Below are 21,017 nucleotides of genomic sequence, written 5' to 3' on the forward strand. Positions count from 1 at the left end.
GGAGGTCGGGATGCCGTCAGCGCTATCGATGGATTTGCGAGAACGCGTGATCGCGGCGATCGAGGCGGGAGCTTCGCGCCGACAGGCGGCCAAGCGCTTCGGGGGCGGCCCATTCAGCGCGATCCGCTGGCATGAACGCTTCCAGGCGGAGGGCGCGATCGCACCCCGGCCCTCGTGCGGGCAGCGACCCGCACCGGCCATCGAAGCGCACGCTGAGCGGATCCTTCAGGTCGATCGGGAGCAGCCGCAGGCCTTCCTGCACGAGGTGCGTGATATCCTGGCCGAGCAGGGTGTCCGCACGAGCGTCAGCGGGCTGTGGCGGTTCTTCGCCCGGCATCGGGTCACCCGTAAAAAGGGGCTGTCTACGCGGCCGAGCAGGAGCGTCCGGACGTGAGAGCCGCACGGGAGGCGTGGTTCGAGGGTCAACTCGACCTCGACCCCGATGCCGTCGTCTTCATCGACGAGACGGCGACCGCCACGAACATTGCCCGCACCTACCGTCGGGCTCCACGCGGCGAGCGCTGCCGGCTCCTCGTGCCCCAGGGCCATTACAAGACCATCACCGTCACCGCCGCCCTGCGCACCAACGGCTTGGTCGCCACCACCCTGTTCGACGGGGCCACCAACGGCGCGCGCTTCCGCGCCTACGTCACCGACACCCTGGTCCCGGTGCTGAAGCCGGGTGACAACGTCATCCTCGACAACCTGCAATCCCATAAGGTCGTCGGCGTGCGCGAAGCCATCGAGGCGGCCGGCGCGCGGCTCCTCTACCTCCCGGCCTACTCGCCCGACTTCAACCCGATCGATCCTTCGACAGGCTCAGGATGAGGAGGCCTTCTCAAAGCTCAAGGCGCTGCTGCGCACAGCCGCTGCCCGAACCGTCCCAGACCTTTGGGCAGCCATCGCCCGGGCCTTCGCAGCCTTCACCCCAGCTGAATGCCGCAACTACATCACTGCCGCCGGATACGACGCTTATGACCCAACCTAAACGGCAACAGCTCTAAGGCCGATCCCTAAGGGGCGAGCGCTGCCGCATCTCCGCTCCGCACGGGCATGTGTGGACGCCCCTTCAGGTGCAAGCAAAATCTCTGGACGGGCGCGGTGCGTGATCGGGTGCTGCCATGTGTCCGGCCTCTAATGCGGCGGGTTACATGCCGCGGGCCCGTATGGATCTCGGACCGCTACACCGCCCAACAGGGTCGTGCCGCCGCGCACCAGACCTGCCTCGCCCATCTCGCCCGCGACGTCGCCTACGTCGTCGAGGTCAGCGACGATCCCGTGCCCTGGCGATTGCAGCTCTGGTTGCAGACGGTATTCGGCTGGCCGGGACTGTCAGAAATTTCGTGTGGAGGCGGCCATAGTGGATCCGATGGAGGTTCCCGATGGCACGACGCAAAGCACCCCACATCCCTGACGCGATCCTGGATCAGCTCCTGGCCAGGGCCGATCCGAAGGCGGCGTTCGAGTCCGACGGCTTACTGGACGCACTGAAGAAGGCCCTAGCCGAGCGTGCGCTCAACGCCGAGATGGATCACCATCTGGCGGGCGAGGAGGCCGGCACCACGCGCAACGGCTATGGTCGCAAGACGGTCACGACCGAGACCGGTCGGATCGAGCTTGCGATCCCTCGTGACCGACAGGCGACATTCGATCCGCAGCTGATCGCTCGCTATCAGCGCCGCTTTCCCGGCTTCGACGACAAGATCGTGTTGATGTACGCCCCCGGCATGAGCACCCGAGAGATCGTCGGGCACCTGCGCGAGCTCTACGGGATAGAGGTCTCGCCCGACCTGATCAGCGCAGTGATCGACGCGGTGCTGGAGGAGGTCGCCGCCTGGCAGGCCCGGCCGCTGGAGCCGGTCTATCCGATCGTGTTCTTCGACGCCCAGCGGATCAAAGGTGCGCGACGAAGGTGTGGTCCGGAACAAGGCGGTCCATATCGCGCTCGGCGTGCGCGCCGCCGGATCCAAGGAGATCCTCGGCCTGTGGCTGGAGCAGAACGAGGGCGCTAAGTTCTGGTTGCGGGTCATGAACGAGCTCAGGAACCGCGACGTCGAGGACGTGCTCCTGGCCGTGGTCGATGGCCTGAAGGGCTTCCCCGATGCGATCCGGGCGATGTTCCCCGAGGCGCTGGTCCAGACCTGGATCGTCCACCTCCTGCGCCACAGCCTCGACTTCGTCTCCTACAAGGACCGCAAGCTCGTGGCGGCGGCGCTGAAGGAGATCTACCGTGCGCTCGATGCCGCCGCCGGCGAGGCGGCCTTAACTGCCTTCGAGGCGGGCGCGTGGGGCCGGAAGTACCCGGCCATCGCTCAGAGTTGGCGACGGGCCTGGGGCGAAGTCATCCCGTTCTACGCGTTCCCGGGCGAGGTCCAGCGAATCCTGTACACCACGAACGCCATCGAGGTCCTGAACGCCACGCTGCGCCGGGCCGTGCGCGCCCACGGCCACTTCCCGACCGACGAGGCCGCCCTGAAGCTGCTCTACCTGGTCTTAAACCGCTCCGAGAAGGTGTGGAAGATGGGCTCACGTGAGTGGGTCATGGCCAAGGCGCAGTTCGCCGTCATGTTCGGCGAGCGCTTCACCCGGGCCATGGCGGCCTGATGTTCAACCCGCCGCTCACACACGGAATTTCCGATAGTCCCACCATGCCGTGGCCTTCAGTACCAGGATCACTGCCGCAATGGTCTCCTCACACGCATTCTCACCGATCCGAACGGTCACGCCGGCCATATCCAGCGCGATCTCAGCGACTATAGCGAGCCGTTTAGACGCGGAGCCCGGGATCGTGGAGGTACCGGATCGGTTCCGCTATGCTCGACCAGGACAGGTACGAACGACAGTGGTGGTGCAACGGGAAGCGAAGCCCCCGTGCGTCGGGCCGCACGAAGTCAAGTAAACAAGTGTTGCTGACTCAGGCCGTGTCAGCGCGCGACCACCGAGACCACCACACCGGGGGCAGTCTCTTCATCAAGGATGCGTCCACGCTCGGCATCAGACCAGCGCCGACGATCACTCACGCCCGTGATGACTTCTAGCCGGCGAACCAACCGCGTCAGCTCGACCATATCCTCAAGCATAGACACAAAACGATTTGAAACAGAGACAATCTAGACTCCACGTTCAACAGCACATTGAAAGAAGCGGCTCCAAACACTGCTTAAATTGGAAGAGAAGAACTGAAAGCTTAAGCTGCGCCATGCATATCCTGCGGAGCTATGGAGCGTCGGATCTCACCAACGGTTGAGCCGGTGAGAGAGGTAGGTCGGGATTCGAAACGGGACCAGGTAGAGGATGTATTGTATTGACAGCTTGGTGCTGAGCAACCTGAGGCCGCGATCATTTGTAAAGGTGAGTTTGTATTATAGCAAGATATAATGTTTTTTTAGGCCATTTTAACAGATAAGCTGAGCTACTTTATGCAATGGCGGTAAGGGTTCTTTAACCATTTCATATTTAGCTTGTAACTGCAGGAGGCTTAAATGCGTTATCTTGTCCTCGCGGTTTTATTTTCATTATGCATAAGTCAACACGCCGAAGCGTTTGAAAGCGTTGCGCCTCTTATTTCGTGCAGTGGATCATCTGAGATTGCGGCTCCACAGCCAGAACCTGGAGATCATTTGCTAGAACATTCTCGAAATCTAGTAGCTAAAATGCGACAGGATAAATTTGACATCCGAATCACGATGCTGGGCCATAAAGCGATACGATCGCTTTGCATTCACTGTCTTAATACAACCTCGAATTCAAAGAACGGAATTTATCCGCGCAAATTCAATTTCCATGAAGGCAGTTTGGCGTCGGCAGAATCGATTTATACACGTCGAGGGGGTTACGATCCTGCAACAGCGGGTGGAGAATATCAAAATAGAAAAATTCGATAATTCTTGTGTCGCCTACGCTAGTGCACTGATGCAGACGAACGCACCAAGAGCGCAGAGCTGACCCACTGCGTTACTTTGATAATCCGGTGTGCGCTTTGCACCATTTGTACGCATCAATGCACTAGATCCTTTCTAAAAAAACTGATTTAATTTATTTTATTATTATAACTCAGCTAAATGTGGGCAAATTTCCCTAGACTAAAGGCGCGTAACAGAACGGGCACGCATCGTTTGGACGGGCGGGTATTGGTTGGCATAGCACTGGCGTGCTCGCATCAGTCGTTTTTCTTTAGAACACGGTCGCCCCGCTTCTGCCGCCGCCGCCTCGCCCTTTGAAGGGCTGGAGCCGTCCAATCGAGAGCCGATCGACGCTGACCGGTTGGTATTCGTGCTGAGGTCAGACCTGTTTTGGTGGTGAGTGTATATCGCTCCGTACGCGCGTTTGGCGACCTGGATGATGCGGTCCGGGTCTGCGGTCCAGACGGGGGGCTTCGGATCCCCGTTGCTCTCGGTGATTAAGCGTTTGATGGCGGCTTGCAGCTTGAACCGCCGCACCCGATGCGGCTGCTGGCCGCTGGTAGGGCCTCTGGGCCAACCTCTAAGGGCACGACTCAAGTGGCTCAATCGGCCGAGTAGATGCGGACGTAATCCACCAGCATTTCCATGTAGCCGCTCTTAGGCTGATCGACGGGCCATCCACCGCCAACAGAAAGGTCGATCATTGCGAAGAAGGCGCCGAGATTCGTATCGTTCGCGCGGTAGAGCGGGAAGCGCACCAATTCTTTCTCGTCGAAGTACCAAATCGATTCTGTGTCCGTGATCCTCAGACCGTAGGTATGGAAATCGGTTTGCGTGTTAGCACCACCGAGCATGTTGTCGAAATGCTTCTGCTGGAAAAGATGATCTTTTCCAGACTGCCCCGGCCAATCGTGGATCGTCCCGACATAACCAAGCGGGAACCGGCCGTAGCCTTCCAGAATATCGACCTCGAGACCGCCGTTCGGGTTTCTGTTCCCGGCTACGTTCCCGAGCCAGAATGCCGGCCAGGCTCCGCGCACCGCCGGCAGCTTGGCTCGCATCACGAAGTAACCCGTTCGGACAGCTCCAGTTACGCGGTCGTCAGGGAAGCAACTCGAGATTTGCCCTGAGTACCATTGGCGGCCCCATCCCTCCGGATCCTTGTATGCGCCGTCGTAATACGCGCGGATCGATAACACGCCGTTTGCGACCGTGTAGATCCGCGAGAACTGCGGCTCATCCTTCGTGACGAAGTGGGCGCCACCGTACTGGCCTCCGTCTGGCTTCGGGCCGATGAACCATTTCAATTGATCGAGCGTGTTGCCGCTGAAGTCATCTTCAAAGACGAGCTTCAGCGTACCTAGAAAGGGCTAATGGCCGCTCCGTTGCTGACATTGATCGTGACTCGGGTCGTCTTCCGGATCTGGGCTGTCGGACCGCTCCAAACGGACACGTCGATCGGGAATGGGCCGTTCGGTAGGGCCGAGACGTCAATGTTCGCGGAGAACGTCGAGGCTCCGTTCAGAACGATCTCTGGACTGACGTGTCGGCCATCAGTCGTATTGTGGAACCCGACGTTGTACCACTGCGATCCGACTGAGCCGAAGAGCGTGACCTGACCGGCTGTTGAGCCCGCCTTGGCCTGAACCGAGAAGGCATCGTCCGCGGGAGCAGCGGTGATCGACTGCGCCGGCAGGGCGGCCGCAAGGGTCGACCGCCACTTGGCTGCCATCAGGGCGGCGAGCGGTGCCATGGGGTGAAGCTGGTCCTGGTAGTAGGTCGTGCTCGCCGGATCCTGCGCCTCCGGGATCGCCGCGAAGTCCACGAGATAGTCAGCGCCGATGGATAGGTAGTTTGCTCGCAGCCATGCGTTGTAGGCGGTGACGTAACCCTGCTGCGCGGCAGTGACCGAAGCGGCGAACTTGGTGCCGACCGGTGTCAGGGTGCAGAGGACGACGACGAAGCCGGTCGCCTTGGCCTTCGCGACGAACTGCGTGATTACATCGCGCAGCACGACATCGGTCGAGCCGTTCGACAGGATATCGTTGATGCCGCCGAGGATCGAGATCGTGTTGAGGCTTGAGCCGTTGAACTTCGGAGCATCCTGCTGATCGTACTTGGCGAAGGCGTTGGCCAGCGTGTCGCCGACGTAGGCGTCATTCATGACCGGGATGCCGGCTGAAGCGCCGATCAGCTTCGGATACTGCTGGCCATCCTGCAGGCCGGCGCCGAACGTGATGCTGTCCACCTCGAACAGAACTCCCCTGATCGCGGCGGTGCTGGGAGAGGTCGTCGTTGCGCCAGTCGATGTCGGCGTGGTCGCCGCCGCCGGAACTAACCTGACGCGCCGGTCGGAGAACTGCGCGTCGATAGCGACCTTGTAAGTGTCGAGAATGGCTGCAATTTCTGCCATGATCGTGATTTTCTCGCTTTGTTATTGAGTGTAGGCGACTGTCAGGATGAACGAGTTAATAATCGAGGCAACAGTTGCCGCAAAATACGTGCCATCGTCATTGCAGATCCGGGCAGTGGGAAAACAATTTCTGCTACTCAGGTCGTTTTTGTAGCATAGTTTCGTATAAACTCGTTATTACGATGAAAATTAACTATGATAAGCAGTTTTTTCGATCATGGCTTCTTACTAGAATCCCACGAATAGACGCATTACATGGCCTTCATCACCAACTACTCGACCATGGTCGTGGCAAAAGCCAGCAGCACGTGCGCCTTGTGCAACTGACAGAGATGGTCTGCGTTCAGCACGCCCGTCTAAACGAAGCCTTGCTAATGCCGGCGGCGTTTCCGTCAATTATGACTATACTGATTATGAAGTGCGGCCACATGAAGGCTACCATGTCGCGAGTCATATTATAGCCCGTCAACAGCTGGGACAGAAATTCAAAACGGCGCCACCGTTGCCGATGACCAACGCTACCGCCAATATAAAATTAGTTAATTATTCATTCTTGACAGAGATGGTGAACCACTTGTTTATGACGATAGTTCCGCCAGTTTGACGCGCGAGCGAAGTAGTGGGAGAACCGCGATTGATACCAGGAATGAGCTAGGACCTGCTCGTGTGGTCACAGATCGAGCCACAGTTTCGAAAAGGTCCGACGAGCAGTTGTTAGTGTAAGCCGCATTTGCGCCGGGACCATAGAAAAATCGACACAATGATGAGATGAATAATATTGTTATATAGCGTTCTTATTATCGGCCGGGCAACGGCATTCCGACCGAAATATTTACTCAGTGCTGAATGGCCTTATCGTCACAATTTTTAGCAGGTTTAGCATCACGAGCGTTCCTGCGCCTCTTAAGCTGAAGCGGTCAGCACCGTCGAGGGGCTCCCTCGCGACGAAACCTACCCGCCTGGCAAGCCGCCCCACTCCACCGAGACCGTGGCCGTAACCGTGGTGTTGGCCCCAATCTGCTTCGAGCCGCATAAGGAGGTTACACATAAGATTGGCAGTACTTGGCTGAAGCGGTTGGTATCTCGTTGCGCTCTATCAAGCGCATCTAGGAAGCGCACCACCTGCAGCCGCGCCGGATACGCAGTTTTAAGCGTTCCTCTAAACCTACCTTCGCGGCGAAGGCGGAGAATATTGTGGGCGTGTGCATGGACCCGCTGGGTCACACGATCATGCTGTCTTTCTACGAGAAGACCCAGATCCAGGCGCTGGAGGCGACGTGTCAAGCCAGGCTGTCCTAAAATCCATACGCACGACCGCGTCCGGCATGGCACGACGACGTTGTTTGCGACCCTCAACGTGGTGGAGGGGACCGTGTTCGGCCGCTGCATACAGCGCCTTCACCACGACGAATTCCTACGCTTCCTCAGCGCTGCCCGATCGGGCTTGGTCGAAATGTAGCGGACGTTCGATAGGCGCACGTCGAGCGCGAAGCAAATGCGCCGCCAGCTCACCGCGTGCGACTTCTAAACCGAGCGCTCGTGGTCGCGTCGCAAACCAGAGGTAAGAGCTTTTTTGCGCGAACATTCTATGAGCTGTGCTTGTCAAGCCTGAGATTGGCCACGGGCTGGAGGAGCTTGCTGTACCCCTACTCCAGCTCCCGAAGACCCACCTCGCCCGTCCCCATGCCAACGTAAATATTGTACCAGCGGCAAACGGCGTTCCCATCGCAGCCGGTTTGAGGGCAAAAGTCATCTGTCCTCGGTGAGCCTGTTTTTTTACCGCCCCGATCTTTCCAGCTGTATCCCATAAACCTGCAGATTCGGACTCGGGCTGAACCAAAGCAATGGAAACTATTACCCTGAGTCAGTGCTGTCCATACCCGTCGTTTCATCTCACCATACATTCTGATCAACGACGCAAGCATGGCCTTTTCGAAATCCATACCGCGAGTATCCATACAACAAATCATAGACAGAGGTTTCCGAGCAAAACATCGCACATAGTTGTGAATGGAGCAATCAGTGATTGGTGAGACCACAAAACCAAAGATGATCAGTCAATCCCCGCAAATCCGTCAGAGGCAATTTCTTAGTAAAAACAGGTTAATAATCGCCAACCCGCATCCGGGGATCAAACAACTTCAATTATATTCGCGTTATCAAGCCGAAGGTAAAAAAAATTAAAAATTTGCCACGCCTATTCTTTATAAGGCGGCCAGAACTGTGAAATCCAGCGAAATTCCGCCCGAGAGTCAGATTTTAGTCAAAAAATCGGAAACAGCTGGCGAAAATAATCACACTTTGAATGGAACTTGCGATTCTTTATTGCCTAATTACACGCGATTTAACACCGCACCAATCACATTCGCTCCAGCTTCATTTAAAACCCGAAGAGCGGAAGCAACATCTTCTCGCGATGTACGCCCCGACGATACAACAAGTACTACGCAGTCCGCCTGTACAGCGGCGGCACGTGCATCTCCACAACGAGAAAGAGCCGGCAGATCAAGTAGAACGTTTGACTTGAGGCGCAGGTGAGAAATAAACTTTGTAAGCAACGGTGAACCCAGATAAGCCCGATTGATTTCGGGCCCATCAGATGTTTTCGCCGCAATTAAATCTATTTTATCGATTGTCGATAAGACCGAAGATTGATCTACATTCGCGCCACTGAGAATGTCTGCGAGAGAATATTTAGCTAATTGAGCTATAGATGTCAGGCCGCCAGATTTCCTATCTAAATCCCCATCGATCAAAGTAATTTTATATCCAGATTGGTCCATGACAGCCGCTAAACTTAAGCTCATCGTTGTAGACCCAGCTCCGGAGTCCCAAGAAATGAAAGCAACTGAACGATTTTCTAGGAAAAACTGACCGTTAAAGGATAAAATCAATGATGTTCTTAAATCCCCAATGGCCGATGAAAAATCTTTATTAAAAGGGGAAGTTGCAAGCTCACAAATTTCCTCTATCGAACGTCGCACAGTACCTGGTCGACGTTTTACCTCAGGAATAACAGCAAAACATGCCAGTCCGCTTGAAGAACTCAAATCATCAATAGTCCAAATCCGGCGATCGATTGCAGCTCTAAATGCAACGAAAGATGCCCCGCTTAGAACACCAAGCATCCCGCCTAATGCAATAATTAGGCCTGTACGCGGTGCCGATGGGCGCAACGGTTGTAATGCAGCTCCAATAACACGGGCGTCAGCATCAGGCGTTGGCGACATTGGCAGCGAACCATTCAATATGGCAGCTGCTGCGGCATCTGCTTGGCCAGCTAGCGCATTGACGCGTCCCTGAATGAATTCGCCGCCGTTCCGTGCAGCGTCGGCTTTTGAAGCGACAGATTGCCAAAGGTATGCTGATAGAGTCGCATTTGTCACACGGCGCGCAAGTGTCGGGTCATAGGAGGAGTATGAAACTTCCACAACATACGACTGACCAACACGTCTTACTCCAACGCGATCTACAAAATTCGTAAAAGCAACCTGCTGCGCTTGATCAGATGGAGCTATAGGTTTCTTCAGAAAACCCAAAGCTCGGTTTAAATTCACTCGAGCCTCACCGAGAATACCAATAGGTTTTACCTCAAAATCTAAAGTATCATAAAGCTTCAATCCATTGAAAACTTTAGTCAATAGTCGTTCAGATTTCATCACCTGCAACTCGCTTTCGGCGCGAGCCACATCTAACTGGGGCATTGCCGTGACATCTCGACCTGTTCCAGACCCTTCACGCTTAGGTTCTAAAAGTAGCGTACCGGTTGATGTATAAGATAGGGGAATAGAATTGGCATATATGGCTGCGGCGGCACAGCAAACGACGATCCAAGTACATAATCTTAGCCAATGTTTGCGGGCCGCGGAAATAGCTGCAGTAAACACAGCCAAAGGTCCATCTTTGGAGGGAATTTCTGGTCCATCGTATTTTTCATGATTAAGAGGGTTTGGCCGCGCCGAACTCATATTGGCTTCGTTTTGAGTCATTTTTTTGGTTGCCTTTGAGAATTGCCTCGTACCCATGTGATTGTAAAGAATTAAAATAAATAACCATAAGACAAATGAGATTGCCGTTCACTTAGTCAGTTCTATGATATGGCAAAAGGAGCCTTGATTATGCTTACAACAAATAATCTAATTTTACCTTAAAATATTTGTCATATTTTCGCCACTTCAGCCCGTATCATTGTGGACAGAACGTTGCTGTAAGTCAAACCGGCCGGCAAGGGAGCCGCTGTAAACAAACTAAGCAAAAGACTCGATCCGCGAAAAAAATACCAGAAAAATATATTCTTAATTAAGTTAACGGTGCGGCAATAAGTAATTTCTGACTCGATTTAGTGAGGGCATTCTTTGCGATTATTTTTTATCCAATCAATCGAAATTGAATTTAAAACTCATCAAGTAAAAGGCAAATAAACTCACGTAATCTGGAAGTTTAATCACTTTTACTGTTCTGCTTAAATCAACCGAACAATCAGCATTGCGTTGATATTCAACAATAAAAAGATAGTATAGTAGCTATTTTCGGGTTAATTTATGATCTCGGCATACGCAAAATAATTGCGGAGGGAATGTCTGATTATGAGTTGTCTGCTGTCGCGGCGGCTCGCTTTGAGCTGGCCTTCCCCCCCCCCCGGCATGAATGAGATTTCGTCGAGTCCTTCGTGAGATGGGACGGAGCGGTCTGAAGCGGTTAAGCCGCGAAGAGCTGATCGATTTTTTAATAGGTTTAGAATGAGGTGATGCTGCGGCTGCATCGTCCGGCGAAGACGTCGCGCACCTCTTTTAGGTCGCCGGCGACCGATCACAATGAGCGGCGGGATCAATCCAAGCCCGGAAGGGCCAAACCCGGTCACGCAGGCCATAGCCAGAGAATCAGCGACGATCTCGATGCGGCGATTGATCATTGTTCGGTTTTCCGCTCGTCTGCGGCGGCGCCCTTCACGGGGATCTTTTCGCCGAAATTATCAGCGTCTCCGAGCGTATCGAGTTGCCGGAGGTGACGCAGCATCAGCGATTGGCCGTGCAGTTTCCGATCTATTGGGCACGAGTTGTCCGTCGTCAGATGATTTGGGACATTCAGCGGTGTTCAGGGACAGAGGCTCTGGTCCATCTGGGGTAGGAGGTTAGGCGGCCTGCGCGTGATGGCGCAAGCGGCGATCCATCAGGGTCTGGCGCTTGATGCGTTCCCGCTCGGCCAGGATCCCTTCGCCGCGTCCGAAGTAGACGTCAGCGGGCGTGAGGTTGCTCAGGCTCTCATGGGCACGGGCATGGTTGTAGTGTTCGACGAAGTCGGCAACCTGCGTCTCCAACTCGCCGGGCAAGTAGGCGTGTTTGAGCAGGATGCGGTTCTTGAGCGTCTGGTGCCAACGCTCGATCTTGCCCTGCGTTTGAGGATGGCATGGCGCGCCGCGGATGTGGGTCATGCCCCGAATGCCGAGCCAGTCAGCTAGGTCGCTGGCGACGTAGCTCGGCCCGTTGTCGGAGAGCAGGCGTGGCCGCGGCATCACCCGCGCCTGATTGAGCCCAGCCGCACCCAGCGCCAGGTCGAGCGTGGCGGTGACGTCGCTGGCCTGCATCGTCGTGCACAGCTTCCAGGCGACGATGTAGCGTGAGAAGTCGTCCAGGACCGTCGACAGGTAGTACCAGCCCCAGCCAACGACCTTCAGGTAGGTGAAGTCCGTCTGCCAAAGCTGGTTGGGCGCGGTGGTCTTATCGCGGAACTCGTCGGCGGCCTTGATAACGATATAGGCCGGGCTGGTGATCAGGTCCTGAGACTTGACCAACCGGTAGACGGTCGCTTCCGAGACGAAGTAGCGGCGCTCGTCGGTGAAGCGCACTGCCAGCTCACGCGGACTGAGTTCAGGCTGCTCCAAGGCCAGAGCAACGATCTGCTCGCGGATCTCCGCAGGTAGACGGTTCCAGACCCGGCTCGGCTGCGAAGGATGGTCATTCAACGCCTCGGGGCCGCCGCGCTGGTAGGCGTCGTACCAGCGGTAGAACGTCGAGCGGGTGATGCCGAGCTTGTCCAGGGTGGCACGCACCGGCAGGTGGGATTGCTCGACCAGCCGGATGATCTCCAGCTTCTCGGGGGCCGGGTACCTCATGCCTCGTCGCCCCCAGCCCCGCTCATGCTTATGGGATGGCCCGCCCCTCACCGAACCGTTGGTGGCATGCTGCTGCCTTGGAGAAATGGAGGGATCGGGAATGGCAAAGAGTTCGGTCGCCGTGCTGGGTATCGATCTCGGCAAAAACAGCTGTAGCCTGGTTGGCTTCGACCCAGCCGGTACGGTGGTTCTGCGTCGTCGCGCACGGCGTGAGACGATCGTCGGCCTCACGGCCAAGCTGCCCGCTTGTGTCGTCGCGATGGAGGCCTGCTGTGGCGCCCATCACCTCGGGCGGCTGCTGGCCGCGCAGGGACATACCATCCGACTGATGTCGCCCGAGTATGTCCGCCCCTACGTCAAGGCGCAGAAGAACGACGACCGCGATGCCGAAGCGATCGCCGAGGCCGCCACACGTCCGACGATGCGCTTCGTGCCCCTCAAGGCGCAGGAGCAACTCGACATGCAGAGCCTGCACCGGGTCCGGTCTCGGCTGGTCGGCATGCGCACCATGCTCATGAACCAGCTCCGCGCGATCCTGCTGGAGCGCGGTCTCGTTTTCCCGCAAGGCCGCCGCAAGTTCGAGACGGCGGTCGGCATTCTCGTGACGGATCCCCAGGCGCAGATTGGCGCGCGTATCCAAGCTCTCGTCGCCGAGGTCCGTGAGGAGTGGGCGAGCCTCGACGGCCGTATCGAAGCGCTCGACCGAGAGTTCGCGGCGCATGCCCGCGCCGACGAGGCGGCACATCGCCTGGTGTCGATCCCGGGCGTCGGGCCGATGACGGCCACGGCCTTGCGCGCGGCCATCGACGACGGAAGCGCCTTCGCGTCCGCGCGCGACCTGCCGGCTTGGCTTGGCCTCGTGCCCCGACAGCATACGACCGGTGGCAAGCCGAAGCTGCTCGGCATCAGCAAGAGGGGCAACGCCTATCTGCGTGGGCTCTTCATCCATGGGGCGCGCGCAGCGCTAGCCTCGCTGTCCAAGGTCGAGGATGCGACCGGCCGATGGCTGCGCGGTCTGCTGGCGCGGGCGCACTACAACGTCGTGGTCGTCGCGCTCGCCGCCAAGCTCGCGCGGATCGCCTGGGCGACGCTGCGCAAAGGAGTGAGCTTCGAGCGGCGGCCGGAGCCGGCCCTCGCATAGGGCATCAAAAGAGGTTGACCTGAGGCGGAGCACGATCGCTCGGCGCAGGTCCACGAGGTCTGCGGGAGGACAGTGAAGATGGCCTGACGGTCGAGCGGCGTTCCGGAAGCCTGGCAAAAAAAGCGGCCCCCGAGGCCGAATTGCTTATGAGGCCCGGGACGTGCGGCTCTCCATCTTGGCGGCGGCCACCATGCCGACATGCCGGATACGTTTGTGCAGACCGGTCACAGGCATCTTCATCGACGACCTTGCAGACGGGGCGGGCCATACGTTAGGCAGACGGTTCTCCAGGACGAGATCAGCCACGACCTCCTTCAGCGCCCCCGTCTCGCGGCGCAGATCCCGCACCTCATCCGTGGTGGCCGCACGAGCCGTGTCGCCGGACAGGCGCCTCTTGCCAGCCTCCAGGAACTCCTTGGACCAGCCGTAGTACATCGAGGCGGCGATCCCCTCACGTCGGCACAACTCGGCGATGCTGTCCTCGCCACGCAAGCCTTCCAGCACCACGCGGATCTTCTCCTCGGACGAGAACTGCCGACGTGTGGCCCGGCGAATGTCCTTGATCACCGCTTCTCCCGGCTTCTTGGCCGGTCCGGATGTCTGCTTCATCTTCGCTCCTCAGGGGCTACGATGAACCAGCCATCCTCCGTTCGTGAAGACCCTCATTCTGTCCCACAGGTGATGACGTCGGACAGCGGCGGCATCTACCACCCGCTCGCGTAGATCCTGACTGTAGGGCCGTCCCATCGGTCACTCCTCCTCCAGAGCGATCAGTGAATCAGCCCGCCGCCTCCGCGTGAACCCCGCCGTATCGACTCAGCGCAAACCGAAAACGCTCTAGCTCCGATCTGTGTTCGCTCTGGCCGAGCGTATCTCCGATCTGGCTGCCTCGCCCCGTGCCGTAAAGCGCCGGAGCCTAGAGGCTGTTATGAACTGAATGGGTGAGGTTTGCGTTTTTGGGCATGAGCGCAGGTCGTGCCGGCTATCCCTCTGACGTGTCCGATGAGGAATGGGCGCTGGTTGCGCCGTATCTGGCGCTGCTGCGGGAGAGTTCGGGCCAGCGTGACCACGACCTGCGCGAGGTGTTCAACGGCTTGCGGTTCATCGTGAAGACGGGGGCGCCGTGGCGGTTCATGCCGCACGACCTGCCGCCGTGGGCGGCGGTGTACCAGCAAGACGCAGCGCTGGCTGGCTGCGGAGTGCTTCACCGATGTGGCCGGGGACCTACGGGCGGTTCCACGGATGGCAGGGGATCGCAAGCCGGAGCCGTCTGCGGTGATCCTGGACAGCCGGACGCTGCGGTCCTCGCCCGAGAGCGGCGAGCGGGCGGGCTACGACGGGGCCAAGCGCAAGCGCGGTTCGAAGGTGCATCTGGCGGTGGACACACCCGGCCACGTGGTGGCGCTGCATGTCACCCCGGCCGATGCCGACGATCGCGGCGAGGTCGATCGCTTGACCGGCGCGGTGCAAGCGGAGACGGACGGAAGCGTCGAGACGGGCTTCGTCGATCAGGGCTACACCGGCGCGCGGGCGGCGGACGCGGCCCAGGCGCACGGTATCGCTCTGGCGGTGGTCAAGGCGCCCGAGGCCAAACGCGGGTTTGTCCTGCTGCCGCGTCGCTGGGTGGTGGAGCGGTCCTTCGCCTGGGCGACGCGCTGTCGGCGCCTGGTCAAGGATTACGAGCGTTATGCCAGCACGCTGGCAGGACTTCATATGGTCGCCTTCGTCTGCCTCATGCTGAAACAGGCCGAGCGACTGATGACAGGTGCATAACACGCTCTAGGTGTCTGGTTCGAGCCTAACACTTGATGCCGCGTTTGCTGCCTTGGATCATGCAATCAGGGTCCACGGTCTAGGCGAAAGGTTTCGGACTGCCGTTGCTCTCGGCATTGAAGCGTTTGATGGCGGCCTGAAACTCGACGACAGAGCCAAATACACCCCGTCGCAGCCGTCGTTTTGCGAGTTTGGCGAAGAAGCCCTCGACGGCATTGAGCCAGGAGGCGAAGGTGGGGGTGAAGTGGAAGGTCCAGCGTGAGTGGCGGTCGAGTCAGGCGCGGACCTTCGGGTGCTTGTGGACGGCATAGTTGCCAAAGATCGCGTGGACGACCTTTCCAGCCGGGACCGCCGCCTCAACGGCGCCTCGACAAGCGGATGAACGCTTGATGCCGGTGGCGCTGCATTCACCGGCCGGTCACCTTGCCCTCCGGAACGTCCAGAGCGGCAAACAAGGTCGTGGTCCTGTGGCGCTTGTAGTTGTGGGTGCGCGTCGTGGGCTGACCCGGCTTCATCGGCAACGGGTCCTGCGTTCGGGTGAGCGCCTGGATCTGCGACTTCTCGTTGACGGAGAGCACCATGGAATGAGCTGGTGGATCGACGTAAAGTCCGACCACCTTGGGTCCCATCGAACAGGTTCGATGGGTGCTCGTTGCGCAGTCTGGCGGCGAAGGCCGGGTCGGGGGAGAGCTTGAACTGCCGAACCCAATGTGGCTGCAGGCCGTGCCCGCGCCAGATCCGCTAGACCGACGAGACGCTGAGGGATGCGGCCTCAGCCATGGTAGCTGCTGTCCAATGCGTGGTCTCGTGGGGCGGCTCTCTCTGCATCAGGGCCACGACGCGCGCCGCCACCTTTGGGCAGAGCGGCGGGATCCGCGCTGGCCGTTTCTTGTCGCAAAGGAGCCCAGCGAGGCCCTCTCGCGCGGAAGCGCTCCTGCCAGCGCCAGACCGCGGTCTTGGACACGCCAGCCTAACGCATGTTCGCGTGCATCCCGTGCCCATTCGTGCTCAGCAGCACGATGCGAGCGCGCCAGACATGCTTCTGCGGCGTATTCCAGTTCGCCACAAGGGCTTCGAGCCGAAGGCGATCCGAGACGGGAGGAGTGAGGGAGATGTTGAGTTTGAGGGCGTTTGAGTGCTTGACAATCAACCATAGCTTGCATCTTTCGCATTCGGTATTGGAAATCAAACCACGATATGCGAATAAATCGTTAAGGCGCAAGTAAGTCCTTGGCTATCATCCGTTACCCCGTTGCGTTAAATTGGGCACAAATCGTTAGGGAATGTCGCCGTGAATGTTGTGGATACGTATTAGGATAAATTTGATATATGTATAGGTCTGAACGGATATTACTTCTTTAATAGGAGCTGAAATGCTTGAGCCAATTGGTTTCATAACACTTTTTGCCGGTATTGTTTGTCTATCGATTGGGCATCGCGCAGCTAGTGTAGTTCTTGTCACTTCTACGCTGCTTGGTTCGGCGGCAGCACTACTTGTTGGCGCAGCGACAATACAGCCAGCGCACTTCTTCCTTGGTTTTGTTGCGATCACCGCATTAACTCGAACCAGAGAAGCCAATGCCGCTATTCATGCCTTAACGCCGCCGGCACCTGGCTTTTGGCTACTATGTATGGTGGCCTATGGGGTCATTGGTGGTCTATTTTTCCCACGTTTATTCGCCGGGGCTACATCTATTTTCCCAGTTGGAACGACGCAGTATGCTCCCAATAACTCAACTGTTCCGTTGGGTCCGACATCCGGGAACACCACACAGAGTATCTACTTAACTGCAGATCTAGTGTGCTACGCGTTAATATCTTCTGTTGCCGCGACGCATCGGGGTTTCTTCACGTTATTAAAAGCGCTGATTCTTTACGCACTTTTTAATATATTTTTTGCTGCGTTAGATGTTCTAACGTACTCAACGGGTACTCAGGGATTTCTTGATTTCATCAGGAACGCACAATATGCGTTGCATCTGGACGAACAGGTTGGCGATATCAAGCGTATCGCAGGATCGTTCACTGAGTCCTCTGCGTTTGCTCAAGCAACTTTAGGCGCACTCGGTTTTACTGGGACTTTAAGTCTATCTGGCTACCGCCCTTTATATACCGGGCAGTTAGCATTTGTCTCATTGATCCTCTTGATTTTATCCACATCCTCGACAGGTTTGGCGGGCCTCTTCCCTCTCCTTATTATATTATATTTTACTGCCATTCGTCGGTGTAGTTTAAATTCCGGCGGTCGCGCGAGCGCTGCGGTAGTTCTAGTAGCGCCAATCTTAATTATTATTCTTATCACATTCGTTGCCCTGAATGATAATGCCTCCTCCGTTATAATTAATTATATTGATCAACTAATTATAAATAAGGCATCGACTGAGTCCGGCATTGAAAGGAGCTCCTGGAACGTTGCGGCTATTGCGAACTTTCGCGAAACCTGGGGAATCGGAGTTGGGCTTGGTACAGCACGTGCATCGAGTTTCATACTCGCTTTACTCTCAAATCTCGGCTTTCCAGGTCTAGTCTTTTACATACTTTTTATTGTAAAATTATTTGATCGGCCGTGGGGCATTGCTTGTGAGAAGGATAAGCTCGGCGACGCAGTTCGGCAAGCTGCCCGAAATGCTTGCATTGGACTGCTTATAGCACATAGCATCTCTGGTGCCTTGGTCGATCAAGGATTGATTTTTTACATCTACGCAGCGGTAGCTGCTTCATATCCTGCACATCGTTCGATCGTGCCTCTCAATGTTAAGTATGGGCATAGATGCCGGTTGTAAGCTCTGAAATATTTCATTAATAATATATTATAAATATTTATGCTTCGACATTTCTGGATTCACGTGGCTAATATTTAGTACTGGAGCATAAGAGCGTTTAACAGAACCACTTGATCTGGTTGATTGTGGTGAGGCTCGCGGCAAGGGTAGTGAAGCCTCGTATATGTTGCTGCGGCGCGGGTTGCAGATGGACAGGCGGCGGAAGCGATTGAACGAGGCATGGGTACGCTCGACGATTCAGCGGTGACGCCCGAGTTTTTCGTTACTCTCGACACCTTTAAGGACGATGCGCGGCGCGATCCCGCGAGGCTGGCCCTCTTGGCATTGTACCCTGGCTTCGCCTGTCGACGGATAGACTCAAGGCAAATGCGCCGTGGTGGTCGATAAGCAGGCCGGCACTTTGTCGTGTTCCAGGCAGTGGTTTAGCTCGACGGTAGCGAGGAAGCCCATTCGCGCGCTTCCCACAGCGCTGTAGCAGACTTGCTTTCTCGCGAGGTGGTCATCGGCGATTGCCGGGTCGGGTTCGGGGTTGCGACGACCAACCCCGAACCCGAGAGCCCTCCGCTGACCGACGAGATGATGGAGCCTCGTAGTGATCCTCCTCCGGCTTTACGAACACCTCTGATACGCTCCTTGTGGCCTGGGAAGGTGTTTGATGGCGAAGACGAAACGGGAGTTCACGCCCGAGTTCAAACGCGAGGCGGTAGCCCTGCTGGACAGCAGCGGGCGACAACAGATGCAGATAGCGGCCGAACTTGGGATCCAACCCTTCATGCTGAGGCAGTGGCGCGCGACCCTGATGGGAGGCTCTTCACCACCACCACGGGCAGCAGCATCGCCAGGAGCCGCGGCTGCGAGCCCGATGGCTTCCCCCTCCGACCAAGCCGCCGAGATCTCTCGTCTGCGGCGAGAACTCGATCGGACGCGCATGGAGCGCGACGTCCTATAAAAGGCGATCGGCATCTTTGCGGAGATGCCCAAGTGACGTTCGCTTTCATCGAGCAGCATCCGAGCACCTGGTCGGTGCGTCTCATGTGCCACGTGCTCTAAGTCTCTCACAGCGGCTACTACGACTGGCGATCCCGTCCCGAGAGTGCTCGGTCGGCGTCCAACCGTCGCCTTCTCGACAACGCCCGGCGTATTCATGCCGGGCATCACAGGCGCTACGGCTCGCCTCGGGTGCATGCCACCCTTTGTGCGGAGGGACGAACGGCCAGTCGCGGGCGGGTGGAGCGCCTGATGCGCCGTCATGGCATCCGGGCCCTGGCAGGGCGCCGATTCCGGCCCTGCACGACGACAGCCACCACGATCTGCCGAACGCCCCCAACCTCCCGAAGCAACAGTTCTCCGCCGCGCTGCCCAACACGGTCTGGCTCGCCGACATCACGTACCTGCCCACCGGCGAGGGCTGGCTCTACCTGGCCGCCGTGCTCGATCTCGCCACTCGCAAGATCGTCGCCTGGTCCATGCGTGATCACATGCGGACCGAGTTGACGTCGGCCGCCCTGATGATGGCCGCCCAACGGCAGCGACCGGCCGCTGGGCTTAAGTCGAACTTGTCCACCAGCGACGATGGGCGACCCGGGACGAGGCCCGGCGCGACTTGTTTGCTTACATCTAAGGCTACTAGAGTAGGAAGCGCATCCACTCGGCACTCGGCTACATCACGCTCGAGCAAGCCGAACGGAACGCGAGCTAAACCGCCTGTCCGTGACGTCGGGGGAGGATCACACAGCGCAACTTCACCGACCCGGACAGCCGCATCCTGCCTACCCGCGACGGGTTCGTGCAGGGCTACAACGGGCAGATCGCCGTCGATGCCACGCATCAGGTGATCGTCGCGCACCGCCTCGTGTCCAACTCAGCCGACTCCCGCGCCCTCGTGCCGCTCGTGGACGACGTCCACGCCTATCTCGGGCGCAAACCGCGAGAGCTCTCCGGCGATGCCGGCTTTGCCAACGAGGCGAACCTCGTCGCGCTGCAGGAGCGGCGGATCACCGCCTACCTGGCTCCGGGTCGGGCGCGTCATGGCTAGGTGGACGCGGCCGGCCGCCGGAGGCTGACGAAGATGCCGTTGATGAGCGCGATGGCTGTGCGCCTGAAGCGGGCTGGCCGCCGCAGCCGCTATCTCCTCAGGAAGCAAGTGGTCGAGCCCGTGTTCGGGCAGATCAAGCAGGCCCGGGGCTTCCGACAGTTCCTGCTCCGCGGCCTCGATCAGGTCCGGGGCGAATGGGCGATGATCTGCACCGCCTACAACCTCTTCAAACTGGCGAAGGCCGGGCACTGAGCCCAAAGCCGACGCACACGTCTGCCCAGACTTCGACGCTCATCCCACCTCGTGAACTCGTTACTCGGACGGGCTCCTAGTACTACTGTGTCATAAATCTTTGTTGGCAACAGGGACATTGGTGCAGGGGACGAACGAGCGCCCGTGTTAGCCTCAGGCGCAAGGTTGCGATGGAGTCAGGCACGTGTCGCTCGGGCCGGATCGGGGGCTCCGCGGGGTCTATAACTGGCGGGTAGGGCAAGCGCTTGCCACTCGGTGAACTCTGGTTCCCAGGGGGGAAAGCGGCCCCGCTCGGAGACCAGTAACCCGTAGGCCGCGATGCATAGGCTGGCGTGATGATGGAAGCCGCGCCAGCTTCGCCCCTCGTATTGGCCTAGGGTGTGAACCGCACCAAGCTCTTGCGAGCTCTGTGATTTTGTGATTCAGGGCCGCCGCGTGCAGCACGGAGGCGGCGATGGCGGAGCTGTTCTGGCTCTCGGATGCGCAGTGGGCGGTGATCGAACCGTTCATGCCGAAGGATCAACCCGGACCGGCGCGCAAGGACGACCGGCAGATCATCTCCGGCATCCTGCACGTGCTCACCTCCGGCTGCCGCTGGCGCGACTG

Annotated in this window: 7 protein-coding genes and 14 pseudogenes; 11 read left to right on the forward strand and 10 right to left on the reverse strand. The window is 57.9% G+C overall.

The annotated features are described in order from the left end of the window. Window positions 1-10 precede the first annotated feature (10 nt). The 3 pseudogenes from MFF40_RS20390 to MFF40_RS20400 all read left to right on the forward strand — a co-directional run bounded on the left by MFF40_RS20390 (window position 11) and on the right by MFF40_RS20400 (window position 2,604). Window positions 11-988: pseudogene (locus MFF40_RS20390) on the forward strand (IS630 family transposase). 167 nt (window positions 989-1,155) lie between these two features. Then, window positions 1,156-1,317 (forward strand): annotated as a pseudogene (locus MFF40_RS20395) (IS66 family transposase); the annotation flags it as partial. A gap of 65 nt (window positions 1,318-1,382) precedes the next feature. Further along, window positions 1,383-2,604 (forward strand): annotated as a pseudogene (locus MFF40_RS20400) (IS256 family transposase). A 320-nt stretch (window positions 2,605-2,924) separates the two neighbouring features. On the opposite strand, the gene MFF40_RS20405 reads toward MFF40_RS20400, so the two are convergent. The 4 genes and pseudogenes from MFF40_RS20405 to MFF40_RS20415 all read right to left on the reverse strand — a co-directional run bounded on the left by MFF40_RS20405 (window position 2,925) and on the right by MFF40_RS20415 (window position 6,315). Next, on the reverse strand, window positions 2,925-3,080 hold the full coding sequence (locus tag MFF40_RS20405; RefSeq protein WP_238261980.1) for a transposase: 156 nt from the start codon (window positions 3,078-3,080) through the stop codon (window positions 2,925-2,927). Between the two features lie 1,236 nt (window positions 3,081-4,316). After that, a pseudogene (locus MFF40_RS29085) lies at window positions 4,317-4,424 on the reverse strand (IS630 family transposase); the annotation flags it as partial. 80 nt (window positions 4,425-4,504) lie between these two features. Beyond that, a complete protein-coding gene (locus MFF40_RS20410; protein WP_238261982.1) occupies window positions 4,505-5,209 on the reverse strand; it encodes a glycoside hydrolase family 16 protein in 705 nt (234 codons plus the stop codon). 53 nt (window positions 5,210-5,262) lie between these two features. Further along, window positions 5,263-6,315, reverse strand: coding sequence for an SGNH/GDSL hydrolase family protein (locus tag MFF40_RS20415; RefSeq protein ID WP_147899598.1), 1,053 nt, complete (start codon window positions 6,313-6,315; stop codon window positions 5,263-5,265). A 925-nt stretch (window positions 6,316-7,240) separates the two neighbouring features. On the opposite strand from MFF40_RS20415, the pseudogene MFF40_RS20420 reads away from it, so the two are divergent. Beyond that, window positions 7,241-7,762 (forward strand): annotated as a pseudogene (locus MFF40_RS20420) (transposase); the annotation flags it as partial. Window positions 7,763-8,648: 886 nt separating this feature from the next. Here the strand turns inward: MFF40_RS20420 and MFF40_RS20425 are convergent. After that, on the reverse strand, window positions 8,649-10,304 hold the full coding sequence (locus tag MFF40_RS20425; RefSeq protein ID WP_238261984.1) for a tyrosine-protein kinase domain-containing protein: 1,656 nt from the start codon (window positions 10,302-10,304) through the stop codon (window positions 8,649-8,651). 685 nt (window positions 10,305-10,989) lie between these two features. On the opposite strand from MFF40_RS20425, the pseudogene MFF40_RS20430 reads away from it, so the two are divergent. After that, window positions 10,990-11,376 (forward strand): annotated as a pseudogene (locus MFF40_RS20430) (IS66 family transposase); the annotation flags it as partial. A 70-nt stretch (window positions 11,377-11,446) separates the two neighbouring features. On the opposite strand, the pseudogene MFF40_RS20435 reads toward MFF40_RS20430, so the two are convergent. Next, window positions 11,447-12,457: pseudogene (locus MFF40_RS20435) on the reverse strand (IS3 family transposase); the annotation flags it as partial. A gap of 91 nt (window positions 12,458-12,548) precedes the next feature. Between MFF40_RS20435 and MFF40_RS20440 the strand changes: the two are divergent. Next, window positions 12,549-13,568, forward strand: a complete 1,020-nt coding sequence (locus tag MFF40_RS20440; RefSeq protein ID WP_238261994.1) for an IS110 family RNA-guided transposase — start codon at window positions 12,549-12,551, stop codon at window positions 13,566-13,568. 276 nt (window positions 13,569-13,844) lie between these two features. Here MFF40_RS20440 and MFF40_RS20445 read toward each other — a convergent pair. Then, window positions 13,845-14,177, reverse strand: a pseudogene (locus MFF40_RS20445) (transposase); the annotation flags it as partial. 353 nt (window positions 14,178-14,530) lie between these two features. Here MFF40_RS20445 and MFF40_RS20450 point away from each other — a divergent pair. Continuing rightward, window positions 14,531-15,341: pseudogene (locus MFF40_RS20450) on the forward strand (IS5 family transposase). A gap of 82 nt (window positions 15,342-15,423) precedes the next feature. On the opposite strand, the pseudogene MFF40_RS20455 reads toward MFF40_RS20450, so the two are convergent. Next, window positions 15,424-16,488 (reverse strand): annotated as a pseudogene (locus MFF40_RS20455) (IS630 family transposase); the annotation flags it as partial. Window positions 16,489-16,714: 226 nt separating this feature from the next. Between MFF40_RS20455 and MFF40_RS20460 the strand changes: the two are divergent. Further along, entirely contained in the window at window positions 16,715-18,124 is a 1,410-nt protein-coding gene (locus tag MFF40_RS20460) for a hypothetical protein (RefSeq protein WP_238261986.1), read from the forward strand. A 97-nt stretch (window positions 18,125-18,221) separates the two neighbouring features. Here MFF40_RS20460 and MFF40_RS20465 read toward each other — a convergent pair. Then, window positions 18,222-18,445, reverse strand: a pseudogene (locus tag MFF40_RS20465) (IS5/IS1182 family transposase); the annotation flags it as partial. Window positions 18,446-18,779: 334 nt separating this feature from the next. On the opposite strand from MFF40_RS20465, the pseudogene MFF40_RS20470 reads away from it, so the two are divergent. Both MFF40_RS20470 and MFF40_RS20475 read left to right on the forward strand, forming a co-directional pair. Beyond that, window positions 18,780-19,823, forward strand: a pseudogene (locus tag MFF40_RS20470) (IS3 family transposase). Window positions 19,824-19,856: 33 nt separating this feature from the next. Then, window positions 19,857-20,411: pseudogene (locus MFF40_RS20475) on the forward strand (transposase); the annotation flags it as partial. A 176-nt stretch (window positions 20,412-20,587) separates the two neighbouring features. On the opposite strand, the pseudogene MFF40_RS20480 reads toward MFF40_RS20475, so the two are convergent. Continuing rightward, a pseudogene (locus MFF40_RS20480) lies at window positions 20,588-20,812 on the reverse strand (IS701 family transposase); the annotation flags it as partial. 53 nt (window positions 20,813-20,865) lie between these two features. On the opposite strand from MFF40_RS20480, the gene MFF40_RS20485 reads away from it, so the two are divergent. Beyond that, window positions 20,866-21,017 (forward strand): transposase (locus tag MFF40_RS20485; protein ID WP_238261996.1); only part of this gene is annotated, 152 nt, incomplete at its 3' end.

It is taken from the genome of Methylobacterium mesophilicum, assembly GCF_022179445.1.
GTDB lineage: Bacteria > Pseudomonadota > Alphaproteobacteria > Rhizobiales > Beijerinckiaceae > Methylobacterium > Methylobacterium mesophilicum.